This is a genomic window from Nonomuraea sp. NPDC049624 (genome assembly GCF_040675255.1).
Classification (GTDB): Bacteria; Actinomycetota; Actinomycetes; order Streptosporangiales; family Streptosporangiaceae; genus Nonomuraea.
In genome coordinates this window covers 44,452-67,545 of sequence record NZ_JBFAOR010000016.1, presented here as the reverse complement: position 1 = coordinate 67,545, position 23,094 = coordinate 44,452, and the positions used below count along the sequence as shown (strand labels likewise).

14 protein-coding genes and 3 pseudogenes are annotated in these 23,094 nt (G+C 62.0%); 8 read left to right on the top strand and 9 right to left on the bottom strand.

Annotated elements, in window-relative coordinates; genetic code table 11:
- Nucleotides 1–81: 81 nt before the first annotated feature.
- Complete coding sequence (locus tag AB0J76_RS43710) at nucleotides 82–453, top strand: winged helix-turn-helix domain-containing protein (RefSeq protein ID WP_352320212.1); 372 nt, start codon at nucleotides 82–84, stop codon at nucleotides 451–453.
- A 168-nt stretch (nucleotides 454–621) separates the two neighbouring features.
- On the opposite strand, the gene AB0J76_RS43705 is transcribed toward AB0J76_RS43710, so the two are convergent.
- Complete coding sequence (locus tag AB0J76_RS43705) at nucleotides 622–1,836, bottom strand: helix-turn-helix transcriptional regulator (RefSeq protein ID WP_352320210.1); 1,215 nt, start codon at nucleotides 1,834–1,836, stop codon at nucleotides 622–624.
- A gap of 717 nt (nucleotides 1,837–2,553) precedes the next feature.
- On the opposite strand from AB0J76_RS43705, the gene AB0J76_RS43700 reads away from it, so the two are divergent.
- Nucleotides 2,554–2,778 (top strand): winged helix-turn-helix domain-containing protein, encoded by a 225-nt coding sequence (locus AB0J76_RS43700; RefSeq protein WP_352320208.1) that lies wholly within the window; start codon nucleotides 2,554–2,556, stop codon nucleotides 2,776–2,778.
- 67 nt (nucleotides 2,779–2,845) lie between these two features.
- Nucleotides 2,846–3,328, top strand: coding sequence for an NUDIX domain-containing protein (locus AB0J76_RS43695; RefSeq protein ID WP_352320206.1), 483 nt, complete (start codon nucleotides 2,846–2,848; stop codon nucleotides 3,326–3,328).
- A gap of 455 nt (nucleotides 3,329–3,783) precedes the next feature.
- Here the strand turns inward: AB0J76_RS43695 and AB0J76_RS43690 are convergent, their stop codons facing one another.
- The 4 genes from AB0J76_RS43690 to AB0J76_RS43675 form a co-directional block, all read right to left on the bottom strand.
- The gene (locus tag AB0J76_RS43690; RefSeq protein WP_352320205.1) at nucleotides 3,784–6,900 is read right to left on the bottom strand and encodes a type ISP restriction/modification enzyme; all 3,117 of its coding nucleotides are present in this window, start codon (nucleotides 6,898–6,900) and stop codon (nucleotides 3,784–3,786) included.
- 1,559 nt (nucleotides 6,901–8,459) lie between these two features.
- Nucleotides 8,460–11,612, bottom strand: coding sequence for a DEAD/DEAH box helicase family protein (locus AB0J76_RS43685; RefSeq protein WP_352320203.1), 3,153 nt, complete (start codon nucleotides 11,610–11,612; stop codon nucleotides 8,460–8,462).
- A complete protein-coding gene (locus AB0J76_RS43680; protein ID WP_352320201.1) occupies nucleotides 11,612–12,838 on the bottom strand; it encodes a hypothetical protein in 1,227 nt (408 codons plus the stop codon). The genes AB0J76_RS43685 and AB0J76_RS43680 overlap by 1 nt, the downstream gene beginning before the upstream one ends.
- Complete coding sequence (locus AB0J76_RS43675; RefSeq protein WP_364393300.1) at nucleotides 12,835–14,580, bottom strand: class I SAM-dependent DNA methyltransferase; 1,746 nt, start codon at nucleotides 14,578–14,580, stop codon at nucleotides 12,835–12,837. Before AB0J76_RS43675 ends, AB0J76_RS43680 begins: the two co-directional genes overlap by 4 nt.
- Nucleotides 14,581–14,971: 391 nt before the next feature.
- On the opposite strand from AB0J76_RS43675, the pseudogene AB0J76_RS43670 reads away from it, so the two are divergent.
- The 3 genes and pseudogenes from AB0J76_RS43670 to AB0J76_RS43660 all read left to right on the top strand — a co-directional run.
- Nucleotides 14,972–15,220 (top strand): annotated as a pseudogene (locus AB0J76_RS43670) (transposase); the annotation flags it as partial.
- A 127-nt stretch (nucleotides 15,221–15,347) separates the two neighbouring features.
- A complete protein-coding gene (locus AB0J76_RS43665) occupies nucleotides 15,348–15,683 on the top strand; it encodes a transposase (RefSeq protein WP_352320197.1) in 336 nt (111 codons plus the stop codon).
- Nucleotides 15,684–16,106: 423 nt separating this feature from the next.
- The gene (locus AB0J76_RS43660; RefSeq protein ID WP_352320195.1) at nucleotides 16,107–18,008 is read left to right on the top strand and encodes a hypothetical protein; all 1,902 of its coding nucleotides are present in this window, start codon (nucleotides 16,107–16,109) and stop codon (nucleotides 18,006–18,008) included.
- 129 nt (nucleotides 18,009–18,137) lie between these two features.
- On the opposite strand, the gene AB0J76_RS43655 is transcribed toward AB0J76_RS43660, so the two are convergent.
- From AB0J76_RS43655 to AB0J76_RS43640, 4 genes and pseudogenes are all read right to left on the bottom strand, one after another.
- Nucleotides 18,138–19,058, bottom strand: a complete 921-nt coding sequence (locus AB0J76_RS43655; RefSeq protein ID WP_352320193.1) for a hypothetical protein — start codon at nucleotides 19,056–19,058, stop codon at nucleotides 18,138–18,140.
- A gap of 30 nt (nucleotides 19,059–19,088) precedes the next feature.
- Nucleotides 19,089–20,222: a DUF3696 domain-containing protein gene (locus AB0J76_RS43650; protein ID WP_352320191.1), complete on the bottom strand. Its 1,134-nt coding sequence runs from the start codon at nucleotides 20,220–20,222 to the stop codon at nucleotides 19,089–19,091.
- Nucleotides 20,219–21,370: a DUF262 domain-containing protein gene (locus AB0J76_RS43645; RefSeq protein ID WP_352320189.1), complete on the bottom strand. Its 1,152-nt coding sequence runs from the start codon at nucleotides 21,368–21,370 to the stop codon at nucleotides 20,219–20,221. Before AB0J76_RS43645 ends, AB0J76_RS43650 begins: the two co-directional genes overlap by 4 nt.
- A gap of 255 nt (nucleotides 21,371–21,625) precedes the next feature.
- Nucleotides 21,626–21,878 (bottom strand): annotated as a pseudogene (locus tag AB0J76_RS43640) (transposase family protein); the annotation flags it as partial.
- Between the two features lie 537 nt (nucleotides 21,879–22,415).
- Here AB0J76_RS43640 and AB0J76_RS43635 point away from each other — a divergent pair.
- A pseudogene (locus AB0J76_RS43635) lies at nucleotides 22,416–22,751 on the top strand (haloacid dehalogenase-like hydrolase); the annotation flags it as partial.
- Between the two features lie 107 nt (nucleotides 22,752–22,858).
- On the top strand, nucleotides 22,859–22,969 hold the full coding sequence (locus AB0J76_RS43630; RefSeq protein ID WP_352320226.1) for an HAD hydrolase-like protein: 111 nt from the start codon (nucleotides 22,859–22,861) through the stop codon (nucleotides 22,967–22,969).
- Nucleotides 22,970–23,094 lie beyond the last annotated feature (125 nt).

The following is a 23,094-nucleotide window of genomic DNA, read 5'->3' as shown; positions in this document are numbered from 1 at the left end:
ACCGACATTGCTAAGTTGCCTCGCGAGTTTGTTAACAAGTTGCCTGGAGACCTAGGCATCTAGAACCGATACTGTGTGGGTATGGCACCTACCGACCGGCGCCGGCCGTACCTGCGCATCGCCGAGGACATCCGGCGTGACATAGCCTCCGGCCGGTATGCCATGGGAGAGCAGCTCCCCGTAGCTCGCGAGCTGTCCGAGCGGTACGGCGTCGCCATGATGACCATCGGAAACGCCCTCGCCGTCCTACGCGAGGAAGGATTGATCGAGACCCGGCAGGGGGCCGGAAGCTTCGTCATCCGGACCCCCGAAGGCGAGATGCCGACCCCCGCTGACGAGCACAGCGAGGAGTTCCGCATCCTGTCCGATCAGCTGCGGGAGATCCGCCAGCACATGGAGAAGCTGACGGTCAGGCTGGATGAGCTAGACGCTCGGACTCGACCCGAGCAGTGATCTCGACAGCGCGCCGCTGGAGGTCGGCCAGCTCAGCTGCGATCTCCGCGAGCTCACGTATCAAGATCTGCCGTTCGATCTCATTGAGACCCACGAATACTTCCCCATTCGGTCCGGGTGTCTGATTGATGGGGGAACCGTTGCGCGGGATGGCTCACCGTAGGTTGGTCAGGGCAGCCTCATCGCCTTGGCGAGGTTGAGCAGCTCGCGTTGGCGATGAAGCCGGCTGCTGTCTCTGAGGTCACGCACGATGTTGCGGACCATGGGACGGTTGCGGACGTGCTGAGGTGCTATGCGATCCGCGCGGAGCAGCGCGTCCACCGCCTCGTTGTCCTTGCGATTCATGTGGTATCCCGCTGCTGTGCAGGTCCAGTAATGTGCCTGCCTCTCAGACGAGGCGATCTCGGCGATCTCTACGTGTTCCGCCCGCGTGATCACTTCACGGGGCCGCCCCAGCTCCATGCTGACTTCAACGGCGTGAATGGTGGTGTTGACCCGGTTGAACTGAGTCTGGAAGACGTTCCCGTCCCTCGGCAGGACATCGGCGACCCGCCGAGCCTCCTCAAGGTGATTCTCGGCCTCCCTCGGATCCCACAGCCGGGAGTAGGCGACGGCGGCCCGCAGGTGCAGCGCACCCCACATCGCCTTGATCCTGTCGTCCGCCCCTACATGCGGCTCGATCTGATCGAGCGCCGACAGCGCCGCACTCTTTGCCGGATCCAGCTGCGCCTCATGCAGCCAGACGCCGCACAGATCCCAGCTCGCCGCGGCCACCAGATCCGGCGAACCAACTCGTTGCGCGGCGACGAGCTCCCGCTGGACCGCCGTCCATCCCAGGTCGTGATGACCCAAGAGGTTGGACGACACGCGCGCCATGTGGCACGCGCGCAACATCAGCGCCTCAGCCCGATCACGATCCGTCGCAGAACCAGCGGTGATCAGGGTGAGATCGTTGATGATGCCCGGCAGCACATCACCGAGGGCGGCGAACTTGGCGTCCTGGCGGAGCTGCTCGGCGAGCTTCACATTCGCCTCCAGCTCGTCCAGCGTCCGCGGTTCTCTTCCGCGGAGGAGCGCTGCCCCGCCGGGCATGGTGGCTTGCTGGAGTGCGAGCCGTAGGGCGGGAGTAGCCGCGTGCCCAGAGTCGAGGTCCGCAGTCTCGTGCCGGTACGGCTGGCCGGTAAGTTCGGCGACCTCCACACCCAGTACCTCGGCGAGCTGACCGACCACGCTCATCCGGTCGAGCGGTAGCCGCCCGTTCTCCACCTTCGACAACCAGGAGACGGAACGGCCGATCTTCTCAGCGAGGGTGGCCTGATCCCAGCCCTTGCGGTGACGTGCTCGCGCGATGCGCTGGCCCTGGGTGAGGTGCTCGGTTGCCACGTGTTCCGCCCTCCTTCTCGTCGTCGCTTGCCTCGACGATAAGGCGGGCGGCGCAGATCACTGGCAGAAAAACTGCCAGTGGGCGGACGTGCGGAAACGCAGGTCCGGCGTCGACCTGCGAAAACAGAGCGTGATGAAGTTTTCACTCAGCGCGCACGGGTTGCGCGACACGCCGTGTCTACTGCCAACCCTCCTATCTCGCGAGACCGTTCAAGATCTGACGCCATAGCGCTTCGGCCTCGCGCATGGCCATCCATGCGCTCTCCATCACCCGAGGCGTGACGCGTCCGCGTTCTGTGCGACGCACGAAGTACAGGCCACCGGCCGCGCACAGCTCGTAGCCCGTCGAGAGGCACTCACAAGTGTGAGAGCGGACGCGCACTCGCTCGGCGCGCGGGACCGAAGCAGACCACGTCACCCGCGCGCACTTTGGAGCGACCACGACTGAAGGATGCACGCCATGGAAGGAAGAGGGCTTGGTCATAGACGCACCCCTATGCGGCGCCGATGAGCGAAGTGCGACGGCGAACCGCCGGGAGCACCACCAGCCAACCGGTGGTCGCGGCGCTGAGTGTCGAGCCCCACCCGGAGAGGCTCACGCTCTTCGCTCATCGACGCCATACGACCACCGTAGGCCAACCTGTCCTATCCTGTCTACACCATTCCTAGGAATTGCTGTTCTATGCTCGCCCGTAGAGCCATACCTAGAGTCGTCTTGTGACTGATTGGGACCCCAGGCTCTACAAGTGGGAGCAGATCGCGAACGTCGTGGCGGAGCGCATCAAGGACGGCACCTACCCGCCCCTTACGCTCATCTCCGAAGTGAAGCTTCAGGAGGAGTTCGACGTCGCCAGGGTCACCGTGCGCAAGGCCATGGAGGCTCTCAGAGCGCAGGACCTGATCACCACCAAGCCTGGCAAGGGTTCAATCGTCAGCCCTTAGTCCGAGGCCTGAGATCGAGAACCCGACGGTCCGACGCCGAGGCGAGGAGCCGGATAGGCTCCCAGCCATGTCTCGGCGGATCGACTACTACGACGACCCCAATGCGCCGGCCGCGAACAGTCTCGTTCCGTCCGTCAACGTCGTAGTCACGAACGAGGTCGGAGACGTGCTCCTCATCCGTCGCTCCGACAACGACAACTGGGCCCTCCCTGGTGGAGCGATCGATCTCGGCGAATCCATCCCCGAGGCCGGCATCCGGGAGACGCTTGAGGAGACCGGGATTGCCTGTGAGATCACAGGGCTCGTCGGGACCTACAGCGACCCAAAGCACATCATCCTCTACACCAGCAACGGCGAGGTCCGACAGGAGTTCTCCATCGTCCTCACTGCCCGAGCCGTTGGCGGCGAGCCGACGCCAAGCGCGGAGTCCCGCGAAGTTCGCTGGGTGCCGAGGGAAGAGCTCACGAGCTACCGGATGGATCGCTCCATGAGCCTGCGCATCGGCCACTACCTGCAGGCAGACGGGAAGCAGAGTCCACACATCGGCTGACTACAGTCCGCGGCTCCGACCTGGCGTCAAGCACTAACGAAGTCCTGATCATCAGCGGCAGAGAAGACCGCAGGTCACGCGCATGATCACCGCTTGGATGAGTACTTTCTCCACGCTTTTAAAGGCGGTCCGTTTCGCGGCCCGCCGCACGTTGGGCGGTCGTCGGCCGCGCTGCGGCTCTTCGGCCGGTCGCGACCGCCGCCGCCCACGCACTGGAGGTCGCCAAGCAGCAGCCCCTGAGTAAGAGCGCTTCCGACAGCCTTTATGATCTGTCCGTAAGGCTGCCGCGCGGCTTCCGTTCCTCGGGCCTGGCGGCCCTGCGGTACGGGTCCACTTGCCATCGAATAACAGGGCGAGCCTCCGACAGAAGTCGGGGAGACGGAAGGTACGCGTGAACGCCTCAGCTACGTGACCCGAAGATTACCGAGGTTCCCGAGCCCGCTCCAAAGCGTCATTCACAGCAGGGTCGGTGCGTCGGGAGATTCGGCAGCGGGGGGCTTACGGGCAGTGACGGGGACGGGGAACACGTTCTCCTGTTCCAGGTCCGCCACGGTGACGAGCGGGCCGTCACAGATCCGGTCCAGCAGGTCGGCCTGTTCGGGCTCCAGCTCCACGCAGAGGGTGAGCACGTGGAGGAGTTGGAGAAGTTCGGTGGTGAACCCCGCAGGCCATTCCTCGGTATGGATGTCGTCGAGCGGTGACGACTTGCGGCCCGCCGGCTTCTGCTTCCGGTAACCGAACCACTTCTTGACGATCTTCATGCCGGAGACGTCGTATGCCCACACCTCTGGGCGCACCGGGGATATCTGCCCCGCGCCGATGTGCAGGGTCAGAGTGTCCGGGTTATAGGTGATCTCGTTCGGCATGGAGCCGGCATCGCCCGGGATCGCCCGTTGGACCTTGGCGCGGTCAGTCGAGGGGCGCGGAGGTCCGGCGGGGCGCCCCTCGGAGGGGTCGGCGAAGCGCTCACCATAGGTGTGTAGCCACAAGACCCGTCGGCCGAGCCGTACGGCCTGCTCCCACAGTTCCAGGTCGGCGGTAAGCGGGACGCGCACGCCGGGAGTGCGGAGTTCCTCGGTGAAGCGGGCGGTGTAGCAGCCATGCGCGGTTACTGCGGCGATGTAGGCCAGCATGTCGGAAGCGGAGACCGCCAAGCCGAGACGTTGAGAGAGAGTGCGAACCAGGCCGGGCGCGAAGTTGGCTGCCCCGGCGGCACGGTCACGGTACAGCGGAAGCACTCGGCCGCCGCCGCTTCCTTTGAAGTAATGCATATCCGGAACATCGGCAGAGAAGACCAGCCCCGGCCCGTGGTCTATAGGTTCGGCATGAAATTCAGATATGAAGACTTGGAATTCGCTGACTGTCTGCCATAAGGGCGGGCGCGCATAGTCAATTACTCGAGGATCGTAGAGGATCTTTTGCCTATCAAAGCTTCGATAGGCCACCTGTCTGATAAGCGGATCTACGGAATTCTCTTGCGATACAGAAAGATCGGATGCTGTGTCATCTGGGAGGCGCGAAGGAGGCATGGAGATGCTTCGATCTCGCGTTTCCTTGAAAAGGATAGCCCTGCTGTCGGTGGAGGATTTGATCAGCCGTTCCCACCGGGAACGAAGCACATCAGAGGAGGGAGCATAGACCCATGTTCGATTGGGCTTGACGCCCGGAGTCTGCCAGGGCATCAAGTCGCCGAGAGCCGGGTAACTGAGCCAGTCGTCCCCTCCGGGCGGTTGAAGCCGATCCGTCCAGCCGGTCGCACAATTGACCCACTCCGAGCTGTCGAGGCGCAGGTGCTCTAAAGCCGCGAACTTCTTGGATCGGTTGCCCGCCAGGCTGACGTGGTGGATCAGCGCGGGGATTCCCCGATTGCCCTCGCCGTACCGTGCGAAGACCCCGATGCAAAGCGGCTGCTGAACGCCGGGGAAGACCCGAGTGGGTACATCGGGCTGATGACCTTCTGGCGACAGGTCGATGATCCAACCCTCATCAGCCGTCCGGCGCAGGTATTCCCGCATCCCCGCGAAACCTGGGCCGCGTGTATATCCCGAGGTGGTGATAAAGGCGACGATGCCCGCGGGCTGTTCGGGGTGAGCGTCGAAGACCTTCCATGTTGCCCACCGCCAGAAGTACACATACAGGTTCGACAGGACGTATTCGTACTTCCCTAGCCCTTCGGCCTTGAAGGCCTTCAGCGGAACGCCGTGGCCCGAGTTCTCCGCCCCCTGCTCGATCCAGCCACCGAAGCCCTTGGCGCGCTCGCGGTAGGGCGGGTTACCGATGACCACCTGAACCGGTGTGTCCCGCTTGACCCGGTTGGCCTCACGGCGGGACCGTACGATCGGCTCATACATCGAGCCCAGGTCAAGCCGCGTGTTCTCAAACGGGCTGTCCAGCGTGTCGGCGACGTAGAGCTTCTGATCCTTCTCGGCGATCTCCGCGCCATGCTCGGACTTGAGCGCCTGATTCAACCGGAGTTCGGCCACCGCGTACGGTCCGGTCTGCCGTTCCATCCCGATGAGGCGGCCGAACAGCTTCTTGAGCTGGCCGGGGACGGCTCCCTTGCCTTCCTCTTCCTCGACGGTCCGGGCGACGTTGTTGACGATGTTGAGCAGGTAGGTGCCCGTCCCCATCGCCGGATCGACGACCACCACGTCGTCGGAGGCGAAGCCGCCTTCCCGGCCGAACTTGCTCCGCAAGATATCGTCAACGAAGCGGACCATGAACGAGACCACCTCGTTGGGGGTGTAGTACGACCCGCTCTCTCTCCGAAGACTGGAGTCGTACATGTCCAAGAAGTGTTCGTAAAGGTGAAGATAGGAGTCCGCCGAGCCATCACTGATCTTGTCCCAGTCCACCGCGCCAATGACCCGCTTCAAGGTCTCTACGACGACGCTGCGGCCTTCCACCGCGTCATGGGTGAGTACGGCCAAGGCCTTGCCCATGAGTGAGTGGTTCTTGCCGAGCTGGGCAGCGATCTGACCCAGGGTGCGGCCCTCGAAGGTGATGCCGTCCACGCGCGCGAGCAGCAAGGCAAAGGTGACGGTCTGGGCGTAGGCGTCGGCGAACTCTTCGTGGGTCAGGCCGGGGAACAGCAGCTTGCGCCAGTCCTGGCTGAGTTCAGTGAAGACCTTCTGTTTCTCCTCACCCCGTTGTTCACGGCCGATCGTCTCGATGATCTCTGTCCGCAACAGCTTGCACAGGCCAGCCACCGCACGTACGAGCTGGCGGAGGTTCCGGGGCGGGTTCGGCTTCCACAACAGGAAGTCGGAGATGACGCGGGCGAACTCGCCATCCAAAGGAGTGAGCTTGCCGGCTGCCTTGCGAACGTCACCGTTCAGCCGCGCAACCTGCCCGATCAACTCCCCGTCGCGGTACAGTGCCCACAAAGCACCGTCGGTGTAGAGAACGTTCGGCAGCAGCCGGAGTTTCTCCCATTGGTTCTTCTCGTGCTTGTTAGGAGTCCAAGTTGTCGGCACACCGCGGCCGGGAGCCTTAAGCTCGACATAGCCTACCCGGGCGCCGGCCACATCGACGGCGTAATCAGGCCGCACGCCAAGGGTGGCAAGCGACATCTCTCCGATCATAGTGACGGAGACGCCAAGAGCCGCCGCCATATCCTCGAACAGCCTCTCTAACGGGGCGCGAAGCTGATCCTCTTGCTGGCCACCACCTTTTAGTTTGACAGCAGCGGATTCGCCGAAACGTGCGACCGCCTGCGCGGCCCTGCCCTGCAACGACGGAGGGGGGTACTTTGCGGACATAAGCACCAATCAGGACTAACCCGTCCTAGCCGTTAACGGTTGTCTCTGTGCTATCGGTTTGACCGTCTCGGTCGTTGCATCCACCTAACCTGAACCGCCCGCCCCTGTAGATATCCGGGCGGTTACATCCTTAGCACCATGTGCGCCCTGCAAGGGCGACGCGTGCCGTATCTGGCGGTTTGCACGCCCAGGGCGTCGCAGGACTGAGCTATCACCGATGTGTCGCCGATCGCGCAGAACGATTCGGTAGTATGTTCGGATGTTCGACGGGCCATCGGAGGTCCGTCGAAGAGAGGTGGACCTTATGAGCTATCTGTACCAATGCATCACTCCCTACACACATCCCCAGCGATGGACTGAAGACGAGAAAGCGCTCTTCGATGAGGGCCGGTGCTGCTGGGACGTTGGAAACAGTACCGGGCGCACCAGACATTGCGGGCAGCTCAGCAAGCATGGGGCTTCCTTTGGTTACTGCCCTGAGCATATTGACCAATTCTTTGAGGGCTATTATCCCGACGGCACGCCGCGGTACTAGCCGTTTCATAGAGCTAGGTGTTGTGTAACGGTTTGCCTCAGTTGGCCTCAAATGCGTGAGCCCGATATTGGCCTGCTCGAGATCGCCGCCGATCGGTGCGGTGTGACTCTTGCCCCTGGGGGTGGATGGTCGGTGATCATCCTGTCAAAGACATTGGCGAAGGCGAGCCGCCTCCCTCCGTACGATCTGGATCGATCGAGGTACCTGGCTCGGCTAGGAGCACGAGCCTAGCTCTGTCGTCACGGACGTGATCCATGCGATGGAGATCTTGAGGTAGATCGGGTGGCCGAGCAGTTCAAACCCGCTCACTGATGCGCCACAAGCGTCTGACAACGCCTCGTCATCGGGCTGTGGTCTCTTCACGATGCCCGGCATGGGGAAGTGTCAGAAGCGGCACCAGCCCGCCACGCCTGATCCTGCGAAACCGAGCGCCGAGGAGCTTCAGGTCCGCCGGCCCAGGCACCCCCGAGTACCTCAACAGCCAGCGCCAGCGCGAGGTCGCCGAGACCGAGGCGATCTGGAACAGTGTCCACGACCCCGAGACCTACAACTCCGACAATTGATGATCTTGCTAACGCCAGTGCTAACAAGAGGTCTGGACGGACCTGGACGACGGCGGACCGAGGGATCCATATGCCCCGCTCGACCAGGCCCGGATGACAGCCGTGGACGGTCCTGGACGGTCGTGATCTAACTCGTAATGAAGTGTTCGGACACTCAGCCCCACAGTCACTGCCGAGGTGTGGGACCATGAGTGATTACCTGGAACTATGGCTCCCCGAACGGTCTGATCTGCAAGACCCCGAACAACCGGAAAGAACTGTGAGGGGACACCTCAAGATCCTGAGCCAGGCCGACCTGCCCCCTTGTCAATCGCGTGCTCGTAGAACGCGTCGGCAAGCGCCACGATGATCCCTTTGATCGCAGGCCCGTCGGTGAAGAAGTAGTCAGCCATGGTGTTGTGCGCCTCCTGGTTTTCGGCGACGGCCTCGGTGACGGCGGATTGGAAGTCCTGCGACTCCATGAACTGCTTCTTCGAGTTCACCCGGGTCTGTTGGACCAGGTCCGGGTCGGCGAGCAGTCGCTGCACGAGCCCCTGCACGAACTCCCGGATCTGGGACTCGGCGAACGATTCGGCACCGAAGAGGTCGTTCATCTTGTCGATGACGACCTGGAGCGCGACGTACTTCGGCTCCTTCTTGGTGCCGGTGCCTGCTGCGCTGATCCCCTTCAGCTCGCCGTCTCCAGTCAGTGAGATGTCAACCGCGATTGCCTTGTTGTGCTTCACGCCTACCAGGACCACGTCCGAAAGGTCGACGTCGGCGCTCCAGGAGGACTCGGCGATGACCTTCTCCAGGAGCCGGAGGAAGATCGAGAGCATCTCCATGTACGGGTCGCCGTAGTCGACGATCTGGCTCATGAAGTCATAGAGCCGGACGTAGGTGGAGACGTCCTTGCGGAAGAGATCGAGGGTGTTGAGCGTGACCTTGTCCTCGGCCTCGATCGCTGCCGCGTAGCGACGCCGGAAGTCGTGCTGGGCCGGGCTGATCGCGGCCGAGAGCGCGTTGTTGCCCTTGCGGGTGACCCACAGCTCGGCGACCTGGCGGACCTGCTCCTCGGTGTAGATCCCTGCCTGGGCGAGCTTGTTCGCAAGGTGTACGACGACGTACGGGTCGGTCTCGGTCTCCAGGGTGGCGTTGGTGAAGTACGGCTCGAAGGCGGCCTTGATGTCGTCGGGCTTGTTGGCGAAGTCGATGATGAACGTCTTGGTCTTCTGCTCCCCGCCGGCGGTGCGGTGGGTGCGGTTGAGCCGGGAGAGCGTCTGCACGGCGGTGACCCCGGAGAGCTTCTTGTCGACGTACATCGCCGAGAGCAGCGGCTGGTCGAAGCCGGTTTGGAACTTGTTGGCGACCAGCATGATCTTGTACGTCTCGCCCTTGAACGCCGCGGCCAGGTCGGCGCCCGCGCCGGGGTTCATCTTGGCCTCGGTGAACTCGTCGTCATTAGACGGCGCCGGCCCCCAGTCCTGGCTCCACTTCTCGTTCTCGGCCATCGACACCGACCCGGAGAACGCGACCAGGGTCCGGTAGTTGTACGACGCGTCCTCGGCGGCCCGCTTGGCGATGTAGGCGTCGATCGCCTTCTTGTACTTCACCGCGGCCTTGCGCGAGTCGGTGACGACCATCGCCTTCGCCTTGCCCTCCAGGAGGTGGGCGACGTTGGCGTGGAAGTGCTCGACGATGATCTGCACCTTCTGGCTGATGTTGGTCGGGTGCAGCTGCACCCACCGCATCAGTCCCTTGCGCGCAGCCGACTCCTCGACCTCGCCGCCGTCGTCGCCGCTCGCGGCCTTACCGGCGATCTTCAAGGCGGTCTCGTAGGACTGGTAGCCCTTGAGCACGTCGAGGATGTAGCCCTCCTCGATCGCCTGCTTCATCGAGTACAGGTGGAACTCGCGCGGCTTGCCGTCCGACCCCTTACGGCCGAACAGCTCCAGGGTCTTGTTCTTCGGCGTCGCGGTGAAGGCGAAGTAGGAGATGTTGTCCGACTCGGCCCGCTCGGCCATCTCCGCAGCCAGGACCGCTTCGACGTCGATCGAGCCGCCGTCCTCTATCTCCTTGATCTCCTCGGCGGTCAGGACCTGCTTCAGCTTCGAGGAGATCTGCCCCGATTGCGAGGAGTGCGCCTCGTCCGCGATGACGGCGAACCGCTTGCCCTTCAGGCCGGAGTCGGCCCGGATCTCATCGAGTGCGAACGGGAAGGTCTGCACCGTTACCGCGATGATTAACTCGCCGTTCTTCAGCGCCTGGGCCAGCAGGCCGGACTTCGACTTCGCACCGGCCTTGCGCACATCCTCCGGACTGATCGTCGCGACGATCTTCCCGCTGCCGTCGAGCTGCCGGATCGCGTCCTGAAGCTGCCCGTCGAGCACCGTACGGTCGACGACCACGATGACCGAGTCGAAGACCTTCTCGTCGTTGACGTGGAGCCGCGCGAGGCGGTGCGCCGTCCAGGCGATCGTGTTCGTCTTCCCCGACCCGGCGGAGTGCTCGATCAGGTAACGCCGGCCGACACCCTCCTCGGCCACGGCGGCCACGATGTTCGTGACCGCCTCCCACTGGTGGAACCGTGGGAACAGCATGTTCGTGCGGCGCACCGATGTGCCGGTCGCGACGTCCCACTCCTCCTTGGTCTCCACGATCATCAGCCGGCCGATGATGTTGAGCCAGGCGTGCTTCTCCCAGACCTGCTCCCACAGGTACGCCGTCGCCGAGCGCCCGTCCGCACCAGGCGGGTTCCCGGCACCATCATCGAAGCCGGTGTCGAACGGCAGGAAGTGCGTCTTCTCGCCCTCCAGCCGGGTGGTCATTGCAGCTCGGTCGTTGGAGACCGCGAAGTGGACCAGCGCACGGTGCCCGAACGACAGCAGCGGCTCGCGCCGACCGTTGGTCAGGGGGTTGCGGTGCTTCTGGTACTGCTGAATCGCCTCGTTCAGCGATTGAGTGAAGTCGGTCTTTAGCTCCACTGTCGCGACCGGGAGCCCGTTGACGAAGAACACCAGGTCGATGCTGCGCTGATCGGCCGTCGAGAAGTGCACCTGCCGCATCACCCGGACCCGCATCGCCGCATACTCGGCGTTCGTCGTCTCGTTCAGCGTCGTCTCGGGCCGGAACTGCGCCATCTTCAACCGGCCACCGCCGATGTACTGGACCCCGCTCCGCAGGATGTTCAGCATCCCACCGCCATGCCCCAGCGGCTTGTCGAGCGCCGTAGTCAGTACGTCGAGGAACTTCCCCTGCGACCCAGCCGCTTCCAACGCCTTCTGGTACGCCGACTTTTGTGTCGCCTCCAGCCACGCGAACAGATCCTCGGGAAACAGCGCCCGCTCACGGTCATAGCCGGTGTCGTTGGCTGAGTACAGCCACCCGTGGGCCGCGAGGTGCTCGCAGATCTCGGTCTCAAAGACGACCTCGTTGTGATCGGCCATCACTCGGCTCCTTGTACGTCGATCTGGCCGGTCACCGCCGCCGTGATCAGCGCAGCCCGGCGTTCACGGGCGAGGTCGATGAACCGTTCCGTCTCCGCGATGAGCTGATCAATCTTGGCGGTCTCACCGTCCAAGTGCGCGACGATGCGGCGCTGCTCATCCACAGGAGGCAGCAGCATCGGGAGGTTCACGATGTCGGACTGGCTGATATTGAGCATCGAGTGGCTCGCGCCGGTTGCCTCCAACTCGATCAGATCACGCCACCTGCGGCTTCCGAGCACCGCCGCTACAAACCGCGAATCGGCTCGGCTCTCATCGAGCGAGAAAGCGTAAAGCTTGTCACACAGCATGAGCCGCGGGAAGTCGCCCTCGACCACCGCCGCACTGCCGACCAGTTCGCGGGTGTTGGCGCGCGATACGATGAGGTCGCCTCGAGTTACGACAATATCCGGGCGCGGGACCTCGTCCTCCGGCAATTCCTTATTCTCGGTCGGGCGGAAACGACCGCCGTTTGCCGCTCCAGCCTTGAGAACGGCCCACGTCTCGACACCATCGGCTGGCCACGAGTAACATTGCGGGCTCCACCCTTGCCGAACCGATCGAATGATGTGCTTCAGTCGCGCCCCGCGGGTAGCGACGATGGACACCGCCTCCTCGACCGCCGCCAGACGGCGCTCGCAGAGCATCTCGATCAGACGCTGCTGCTCCTCGATGAGCGTGTCGATGCGGGCGGTCTCGCAGTCGAGGTAGTCGGCGATGGCGTGCTGCTGTGTGACTGACCCGAGAGGCGCGGTCATTGACAGCAGATCACTAATGTTGAGTCGAGGTGTCCTGACGTTCCCGGCCTCGGTTCCACCGATTCCACGAACCAGACTGGACATGGTCGCCACGGTTGCCTCGCTCGTCAGGAAGTAGTTCAGCCAGCGAGCGTCCACCTGCGGAGCCACCTCCAGCACCGCGTAGTCCGGGCTGACGATCCCCTCCTCGCCAGCGACGCCAAGAGCACCCTGGAATGCGCGCATCCGGTTAATGACCAGGTTGCCCGCTCGACAGACCTTGTAGTTGGACAGGTCCTCGGACGCGGCTCTTGTCGTGGTGTCGGACGCCTCCCGACGTCGTACTCCCCAATTGATCGAGACCGACAGAAGCGGAAGTCGCTTCGCCGCCGCTCCAGCGCGAACGTCGGATTCCGAAAGCAACCACTTAAGGCGGACCGCATCGGTCATCCCTCGACCTCCCGCAGCAGATCGAGGATCTTGGCGACCTGCTTCTCCAGGTCGGCGTCGATTTCGGCGAGGGGGCGGGGCGGGACGTACTTGTAGAAGTGGCGGGTGAAGGGGATTTCATAGCCGATCTTGATCTTGGCCCAGTCGATCCAGGCGTCGGGTACGTGCGGCTTCACCTCGGTGTCGAAGTACGCCTGGATGACCTCGGTCTTGGCCGCGGCACCGGCGGTCGAGCCGCCGTAGGTGAAGGGCACATTCTCGGTGTCGCGCTTCTTGGGGTCGGGCTTCCGGTTGCCCTTGCGGTCGACGACGGGCTTGCCGTTCTCGTCGAGCAGCGGCCGTTCGACAGTGATGGTCCAGTAGCCGAACTCGTCGTTGCGGAGCACCTTGGAGTAGTCGGGGTCGGCGTCGGTGAAGTCGGCGTACAGCTGGACGATCTTGGCTCGGTCTGCGTCGCTGATCTCGCGGCCCTTGGAGCCGAGGTTCTTGCGCATCTTGGTCCAGAACGCGGTGCCGTCGATGAGCTGGACCAGGCCCTTGCGGTCGGGGTGCTTGGTGTTGTCGAGGATCCAGATGTAGGTGGCGATGCTGGTGTTGAAGAACATGTTGGTCGGCAGCGCGACGATCGCCTCGACCAGGTCGTTCTCCAGCAGGCACTTGCGGATGTTGGACGGACCGGACTCCGCAGCCCCGTTGAAGAGCGGCGAGCCGTTCATGACGATCCCGGCCCGGCCGCCGCCGTCTTCGGGGGCGCGCATCTTGTGCGCCAGATGCAGCAGGAACAGCATCTGCCCGTCCGAGGTGGCGGGCAGGCCCGGCGCGAATCGACCGTACGGGCCTGCCTCGGCGCGCTCCTTGGTGACGGCCTTGGCGTACTGCTTCCAGTCGACGCCGTACGGCGGGTTGGACATGCAGAAGTCGAACTGGCGGCCCTTGAAGGCGTCGTCGGTGAGCGTGTTACCGAAGGCGATGTTGGACGCGTCGTGGCCCTTGGCGAGCAGGTCAGACTTGCAAATCGCGTACGACTGCGGGTTGTACTCCTGGCCGTACAGGCTCAATCGGGCGTCCGGGTTCTGCGCGAGCAGGTGCTCCTCGGCCAGGGCGAGCATGCCACCGGTGCCGGCGGTGGGATCGTAGAGCGTACGGACGATGCCCGCCTCGGTCAGGGCGGCGTCTTTCTCGGCGAAGAGCAGGTCGACCAGCAGCCGGATCGCGTCGCGGGGCGTGTAGTGGTCACCGGAGGTCTCGTTCGCGGCCTCGTTGAACTTGCGGATGATGTACTCGAACGCATCCCCCATGTCGGCGTTGGACACGACATCGGGGTGCAGGTCAACGGCGCCGAAGGACTTCACGACCTCGCGCAGGAGACCGGCCTTCTCTAGGGCGATGATCTCCTTCTTGAAGTCGAAGTACTCGAACACATCGACATCGGCGGAGAACCGATCGATGTAGTCGACGAGGTTATCTGCGAGCCCGTCCGCGTCCTGCAGAAGGTTGGCGAAGCTGTACTTCGAGGTGTTGTAGAACGGCCGGCCGGTGGCCTTCTTGACCTCAATCCGGAGCCGGTTCGGGTTCTCGTATGCCGCGGCCAGGTATCGGACGGTCTGGCGGTCCGGCTCCAGGATGCAGTCGAGGCGCCGAAGGATCGTGAACGGGAGGATCACGTTCCCGTACTGGTTGGGGCGGTAGGGACCCCGAAGCTGGTCGGCGATCGACCATATGAAACTACCGAGCGTGCTCACAAAGCTCCTCACGAGAATCACTCAACGTGCATGGCTGCGCCGGCTCACTTGGGTAGTCGCGCCCCGCAAGGCGACGCACGTCCGCTGACGGGGCGTCATGATGCCATCTTCGCGCACCTCGGCCTCCTGCGTAGGCGGGAAGTCAGGCGGACTTTCAGGTCCGCCCGCACAGTAGCGGAGAGGGCCGACACAGCGGGAGCAACGAGAAGTCAGGCAGCCCCGGCGAACTCCGCCTCGCACAGATCACAGGGTTCGGGCCACTCCGAACCACCTCGGCCGATGCCCAGATCCGGCGCGGACGATCGGGTTGTAGGTCGATGGGCATCCCTGCACGGGATGGCCGTCCATGCTAAGACCATGCCCTATGTGGTGAGTCGGACATTAAGAGGGCATGGGAAGGCACGAGTGGGGGTGGATCGTCCCGGACGGATTCCGGGAGATCGTCCGCCCGTTGTTACCGCTGGCGCGGGTGCGTCCACAGGGCGGTGGCACGCAGAACACGCCTGATGAAGCGGTGTTCGCGGCCATCGTCTACGTGCTGGTGAGCGGGTGTGCGTGGCGGTCCCTGCCGCCATGTTTCGGGATATCGAAGTCCACCGCGCACCGCCGCTTTCTGATCTGGTCGCGGGCTGGCGTGTGGGCCAAGCTGCACCAGGCCTTGCTCGACAAACTCGCTGCGGCCGACCTGCTCGACCTCTCCCGCGTCGTGCTCGACTCCGCCCACGTGCGGGCCAAAAAGGGGGGGCGAACTTGCAGGTCCGAGCCCCGTGGACCGGGGCAAGCCGGGTTCCAAGATGCACATCCTGTCCGACCGGTCCGAACTGCCCGTCGTGGTCGGTGTCTCATCCGGCAACACCCACGACAGCGAGAGTCTCAAGCCCATCGTGACCGAGCTCCAAATGAGACGCGACCCTCACCACGGCGGTCACATCAAGCCCGGCAAGCTTCACGCGGACAAGGCGTATGACCGTACCGACCTGCGTCGATGGTCACGCGGCAAGCGCATCGCGGTTCGTATCGCCCGCAAGGGAGTCGAGTCCAGCCAGCGATTAGGCCGGCATCGCTGGGTGATCGAGCGGACTATGTCATGGCTGACCGGCTAGCAGCTGCCCTGTGCTGCTACAAGCGGTTCATCCGGCTCACCACATAGCACACGGCCTAAGGACCAGAAGGTTGGGTTCATGTGGGGCCGACGCGGCGCGGCAAGTTCGAGACCCCCCCCGCAGAGCTGAGGCCGCCGATCGCAGGCTTCAGTGCCCATCAGCCGCCGTCAAGGAAACGAATGCCAGCCACCCTCCTTCACCGCGGTCGAGAGCTTCAGGCACGTCAGGTGCTTGAGCTGCGAAAACCTGATCCTCGTGGCCTGCAGCCGTACGTGGTCACCCGGAACGGGGTGGTCTCGGTCGAGAGAACTAAAGTTGAGCACAAATAGCCCGCCCGCCATGTAGGCTCCGTTACAGTTTGCCGAATCTACCGACATGCGCGTATTCCTAGGCGTGTCGACTCCTAGATGATCGGAGAGGTGCATGTCGATCACCCCCATGCGTACTTCGAATACGGGCCCGCTGATCGAGCGCGTCCATCGGGAGTCACATTCCTTCCAGTGGGCGCGGGAAGCTCTCATCAACGCTCTCGAGGCGGGCGCAACTCAGATCGAGTTCGGCGTGGAGTGGCACGCAGTCGAGCAACTCGGCGTCTACCGTCGGACCATCGCGGACAATGGCAGAGGGATGGCGGAAGATGAGATTGACGTGTTCCTCAACACCTTCGGAGGCGGCGGTAAGCCGATCGGGGACGTACATCAGAACTTCGGTGTCGGTGTCAAGACGTCCTTGCTCCCATGGAACAAGTACGGGCTCGTTGTAATCTCGCTTAAGGACGGCGATTCGAGCCTCGTTTGGCTACAGCACGACCCCGTGACAGGGGAGTACGGCCTGCGCCGCATACCGGCTGAGGACGAAAACGGCCGCGAAACGATCGAACATGTCGTCGAACCGTCCTTCATCGACGACTTCGACTGGTCAGAAGTTGTTCCGGATTTCATTCGCGAAGCCGGGCACGGTACCGTACTAATTTTGCTCGGCAATGAGCCAAGCCAAGACACTGTGCTAGGAGATTTGGATCGCGAGGAAGCCAGGCCGCATTCCCTTCGCCGCTACCTCAACACCCGACTGTGGGAGGTCCCCCAAGGAGTTGAGGTGAAAATCCTTGAGTTCCGCACACAGAACCGGGAAGAGTGGCCACAGGAGCGAACGGGGGCGTTCTCTGGGTCCGGTGCGCCAGCACACCGGCGCACCATGGTTGGCGCGAAGGCCTCCATCGTTCAACCGGTTCCAAGTCAGACTAACGACGTCTGTTACGGCACCTCACCTGTCTCCGCCGGCGCCGCCGGCCTCGGCGCCAAGATCCACTGGTGGCTATGGCGGGAAGACCGCCCCAACTTATTCAGTGGACATTTTCCTAACAACGGATACATTGCCGCCCTTTACGACAACGAACTGTACGACCGCAGTGATCATGTTGCGACCTTCCGTTCATTTGGCATCAGCAATAAGGAGGTTAGGGCAAAGCTTTGGATCATTGTAGAACCGGAGCCATTTGATTCAGTGATCAAAGCCGGCGTCTACCCAGACTCGTCGCGGTCCAGGCTGCTCGTGCAGGGCGGTGCACTAGCAGGCGCAAGTCTGCCCATGGCTGAATGGGGAGCAGAATTTGCGGACCACCTCCCCGAGGAAATCGCAAATGCACTGGCGGCCGCGAACGCCGGTGGCACGGGAAGCCTCGATGCTGCGTGGCGTGACCGACTACTCGAGCGCTTCGGCTCTAGATGGAGGATGCCTCAGTGGATCAGCTCCACGAACGGGAGCCATGGGATCGCCCCCACACAGAGCAGCGGACGCCCCGGCAAGCGGGCAGCTGTCAAGAAGAAGAGGAAGCCTAGCAGCGGAGGGGGTGGCACCGGAGGCCGGACCGGCGAGCCAGCAACTGGTAAGCCTGGGGGCCCGGTTCCGGCACGGTCAGCGCGCGCCGGGGCAGGTCTACCTGAATACAAGGTTGTTCGCGCCGATGAGATGGATGAGCCAGAAATGCTGGCGGAGTACATGCCAGTATCCAGCGAGCTACCAACCGGACTAGTTCGAGTGAATATACAGCACCCGGCGCTGGCCGAAGTCATTGCCACCTGGCAGAACGCCTACGCGGACCACCTTGCCGATAGCATTGCACAGGAGATTGCTGACGTGTATGGGCAGGTCGCCGTATCCAAGGTGGCGCACTCCGAGCACTACCGCAGCATATACGATCCATCCACCATCGATGAGATGCGGTCGTCAACGGCCCTCACGATGGGCCTTCTCGGCCTCATGGCTGAAGACGCGATTATATCAACACGCCTCGGCGGGAAATATGGGCGCCGCAAAGCTAGCTAGAAATTGACGGCCGGGAGTGCTGCGGAGGCGTCATATTTCATTATTCTCCGTTCCGCGGACGCAAGGTCACCGTCTGCCAAACTATAAGTAACTACATAGATTATAGAGCACCCTATCGACACCAGTCTGTTAGGTGCCGATTTTCGGCCCAATATACGCGACCACAACAACGGCGTTGTGTGGGTCGAGGCGGAAATGAAGCCGGCCTGCACGCGGGGTGAAACGGGCATGGAGGTCAAAGATCCGGGGCGTGCCGTCGAGATCGACGAACTCACAGAGGCGCTTCCTAGTCTCTCCCTCCGGCGTGACCTTTGATTTCCAGTCAGGAAAACGGGATACCGCAGGATTCCAGGCGGCTACGGCGGCATTCAATTTGAGCAGCTCGCTCGCCACCGGGGCAACCCAGTCAGGGGGAAGGGATACAAGATCTTCTTCCACTCGTGGCAAGAAACGAAGAGAAGAGAAATACTCAAGACGACCGGACCACAAGTCGATACCCGATAACACATCGCGAAGGCCGGTTTCTTTAATGCGCTCCTCATGGAAGACGAGATGATGGATCAATGCTGCATGGCGGATTTGCACAAATTCTTCAATTAGCTCAACGCTACCATCGGGACGCTCCCCCAGAACTTCGCGGACGAGTTGTGCTTGGTAGGTGTTCCAGGTCGATTCCAAACAAAGACTAACCGCAACTCCGTCCATTAGGTGAGCCGCACCTAGGCCTTGCGCGGGGCGACCATTATGGAGGTATTCGACGCCATCACCTGCACCGGGCGGGAGCACATCACTGAAGGGTGCGCGGTTCTGCAGCGTACGAATGAATCGCCATCGGTCGCGATTAGCTGGATCGCCGATCCATTCGGACAAGTAGTAACCCCGTGATAGTTCCAACGAGGGCAGCTTCGCGATACTTACCAAGGCAAGATCGCGACGCCACTCACGCACCTGACGCAGTAGGGCAACAAAGTCTTCCATTGCCGCCGCAACTTGAGGGCGAGAAGCTTCAGTACGACAGGATAATTCATTAAAGAACAGCAGAATAGGCACAGCTGCCCTTCCCCTCAAAGAGTACGATATTCAGTCCAGTAGTTGGTCCAAGGATCGATCCCATTCGTCAAAAAAGCCATCTGGCCAGACTGAAAGCATACCATCCGAGTTCAGCACGGGCGATTGGATCTCTATTCCACCTGTCGACCTGCTAAAGAAATGGAGGGCTACCTGACTCGGCCGCAGCCTCTGTTCCTTTACCACGATCCGCACACCGTTAAGAATGTGATCGCTATGCGTTTCCACCACTACCTGCGCGCCAGCACGGGCTGCTGCACACGTGAGACGTGCCATAGCGGTCTGACCCCGGGGATGAATGTGAGCTTCAGGGTTCTCCAGTAGGATGAGGGCCCCCGGTTGCGCGGTCAGACATGCAACAACAATGGGCAGCACGTACGTGAGTCCGAAACCGACATTGGTTGGTCGGTACCGGTTAGACGCGGATAGCCCCGCCGTACCAAATTTAAAGCTCAATCGGACCTGGTCAGTCCCCTCGATCCCAACCGCTTCCAAGTTTACTCCAGGGCAAACCTCCTGCATCCATGCCTCGGTTTGATCGGCTAGCCTGGGAGATCTAGCTAGCGGATGCTGAAGCGTCTCTTCCTGGATTGGTTCGTCACCGTAGTGCCGGAGGTAATTCACTGTGTGCTCGCCGCGCGCGCCGAGAAAGCGTCGTCTAACTGCAGCGTCATATGACCGTGGATAACTGACAGCAGGTACGACCCTGTCAGCCTTCAGATACTGGAATACAGGTCCGAAGAGGAGGGTCCTTTCGATTTTACCGGAGGTGCCTCGTAGCGGGAGGAGATCATTTTCCGGCTGATACTCGACGGTCCAGGAAGCAAGGCTTCGGGGCGGGCCAGTCTCGATACCTAGCTCTATCAGGGGACTCCCGGTTGGATTGCGATCATAATCTTCGTGGAGGACATCCTTTCCTGCACCGAGTTCTACTAGGTCGCCATTGAGAAGAAATCCCGACTCCAGCCTTGGAGCCTTACTTGGAACAAGTGTTCTACTCTCATAACTTTGCCGCAGCAATGCCAGAGCCTGCAGGACACTGCTCTTCCCTGACGAGTTTAAACCAGTCAGCAAAGTGTACGGGGCAAGAGCCAAATCCTGCCTCCGGAACGCCTTAAAGTTCCGAAGGATCAGTTGCTCGATCACCGGGCCACCCACCTCAGCATCTTGTCGATGGTACTAAATCTATGCCGCACCTTTGCCACATCGCCGGTCCCCTGGGAGATTGCCCGCTCGAACTCCGCGTCATCCATGAGTTTTATGAAGTTTGCCTCAACCTGTGCCGCCCTCTCAAGAAGAAGCGAGAAGTCATCGTCAGAGCGCCTTGCCAGGTTCACTGATACTGCTTCGAAGATAGCCTTGTTAATCGGGAGCCGACGAGAGCTACCAGGGATACGCTTACGGAAAGCGTACTCACCGAAGATCGCTTTTGACATATCCATTGCCCGATTGAAATCCCGCTTCAGTTTGGTCAGCTTTGAGGTGTCCATCCCGTTCAGCTTGACCATTGTCTCCCGCAGGAACTCATCTAGATCACCGCGGGTATAGGAATTGGGCTCCGTGAGACGGAACGCCAAGAAACGCAGAACCATCTCACGGTCATCCATCCGGTCAGGAGAGACAGATTTATTTGTGGCGGCTAGATACGAAGGGGCTTCAGCTAGCTCCTTCAACAGAACTCGCGCCGTACCAGGAATAAGAGCATGCCGGAGCTCTTGGCGAGTCAGAGGCCGACCACCAGTATTGATTCGAGCGAAGATGTTGAACTTCACCTCGTCTGGAGTTCCCGGCCGAATGAGGTGGACCACTAGTTCCGTTTCGCTGATCCGAGTTTGAAGACGACCCGGTAGGTCGGCATAGGAGCAGCCCTCGTACTGTCTCAGGTATTCCAAATCACGCAAGATTAATGGTGGCATGCCGACGGTTATGGGATCGACAAATCGTGCAACTGTAGTCAGACGTTGGATGCCGTCCACCACGACCCACACATCCTCGTCCGTATCCGAGGCGTAGAGCGTGGGAAGTGGAATTCGAAGTAGTAGTGACTCGATTAGTCGGCTCTGGTTGCGATCGCTCCAGATTCCAGCTTTTCTTTGGAAGTCGGGCTCAAGGTCGAGAGCCCTCCTACGTAGCCTCGACAGCAAAAGATCAATGGTCGGCGTCCTAGTCTGGACGTCGATCCGATCCGGGTCGAAGGGCGCTTCGATCCTGTCCCCCGGGTCTTCCCGCTCTACACCGGTGCTGCGGCCCTCCGAATCCAGTTCGACTGGAGGATCCAGTTCGGCTTCACTCACGTGGCGCTCCTAAGCACACCAACCGAATCAGTTATGTGGACACCCTACTTGCAAAGCGTTGCTCTCTACTGGCATCCGACCGGACTGGCGCTTCGACCCACGAGGCTGACGCCTCTTGCTGTCCCGTCCAGTAGCCGCCGGCTGCTCATCCGTATCCAGGTACCGCGTGCGGCCAACCATGAGATCTCTGGCCAGCGCCATAAGATCCTTACGGGACGGCGGAGTGGGCTGATTCATGACCTACAGTGAGCCTTTTCATCCTAGGTAGCGGTCCTCTTCGACGAGGTGCAGCACGAGGGTCGCCTCCACGAGCGTGGCCGCGCAAGGTGGGCAACAGCGCAGCTTGGTCAGTACCTTCCAGGACTTCCAGGTCGCGACGGCGCGCTCGACGATGGCGCGGATGCGGGCCATGTGGACGGTTGGCCTCTCGCTGCCCGCATGACAGCCAAGGATGGTGGCGATGCCGCTTGAATGGCGTGCGGGTGGTGCCGCCCGCACCTTGGTAGCCCTAATGGGTCCCGAACGGGCTCGGTTCAGACGGTGGGCTCCTTTGGTATCCCCGGTCGAAGAGGCCTCAAGACAAGGCGGGGGTCGCCGCCGGGACCGTGCCCGTTCCCGTCTGCGCCCAGCGATGGCATACCAGCTTCCGGGTCATGGCAGACGAATCAGAACTCGGAAGTGTGGAGACGCGGGACACATGCGGGATGATCTCTCAGTGTGTGGAGGTTGCTGGACATGTCTGCGCAGCTCAGACACCATGTAGCAGTTCGATAGCCACCGCTCTCCTAAAGCGGGTGCCGCAGGTTCGAATCCTGCCGGGGGCACTCATCTCCACCAGGCGTTTCATCTTCTGACCTACGGTTTCTTGGCCGCAGGTCTTTTGCTTTCCAGACCCTTGATAGGTCACCGAAGGTACCCGTATGCAGCCGTAGGACTTTGATCGGGAGGCATACGGGAGACGATCTCGAAGGCGTTTCCCGAGGTCAGCTACGGATTCGCTGGCCAGCCTGTCGAGGCTGAACTCCTCGTATCTACGATCGGCATCGTGCAGCGCCTTGCCCTCTTCGACCTCGGTAGGACACTCATTGATCTCGATGACGCGATCACGCGGTGGGCCGAGGAGTTCGCTGAGCAACATCACTTGAAGCCTGAAGACGTCGCCTGGCTCGTCTCCCTGGATCAAGGCCTCCACCCCCATCGAGAGGTGTTCTTCAACGAGGTGCGGGAGCACTTCGCACTGGCGGCATCGGTCGAGGAGCCATGGGCCGGCTACCGCCAGCGGATGCCGCAGCTCGTGCAGTGTTACCCCGGCGTCCTGTCCGAGTTGGCTGATCAGCGCCGCCGGGTGGCGCGCGTGGGGATCGTCACCAACGGCATGGCGGACAACCAACTCGGCAAGCTCCGGCGAACCGGCCTGGCTGACGTGGTTGACGGCTACGCGGTGTCGGGGTTGAGGGTGTCCGGAAGCCGGATGCTCGCCTCTTCCACATCGCCGCCCAGCGATGCGGAGCCAGCCTCGTCGAGGGCAGTTGGATGGTGGGTGACAACCTCGTCGCGGACATCGCAGGTGCTCATGCTGCGGGTCTGCGCGGCATCTAGGTCGATCGAGGTATTTCGCCGGGGCACGGGCATCGGGCCGATCACGTGGTGGCGGGTGTAGTCGAGGCGATTGCCATCATGCGTGATACGCACCAGCCGGGATAAATGTTGAGCTGATGCCATAT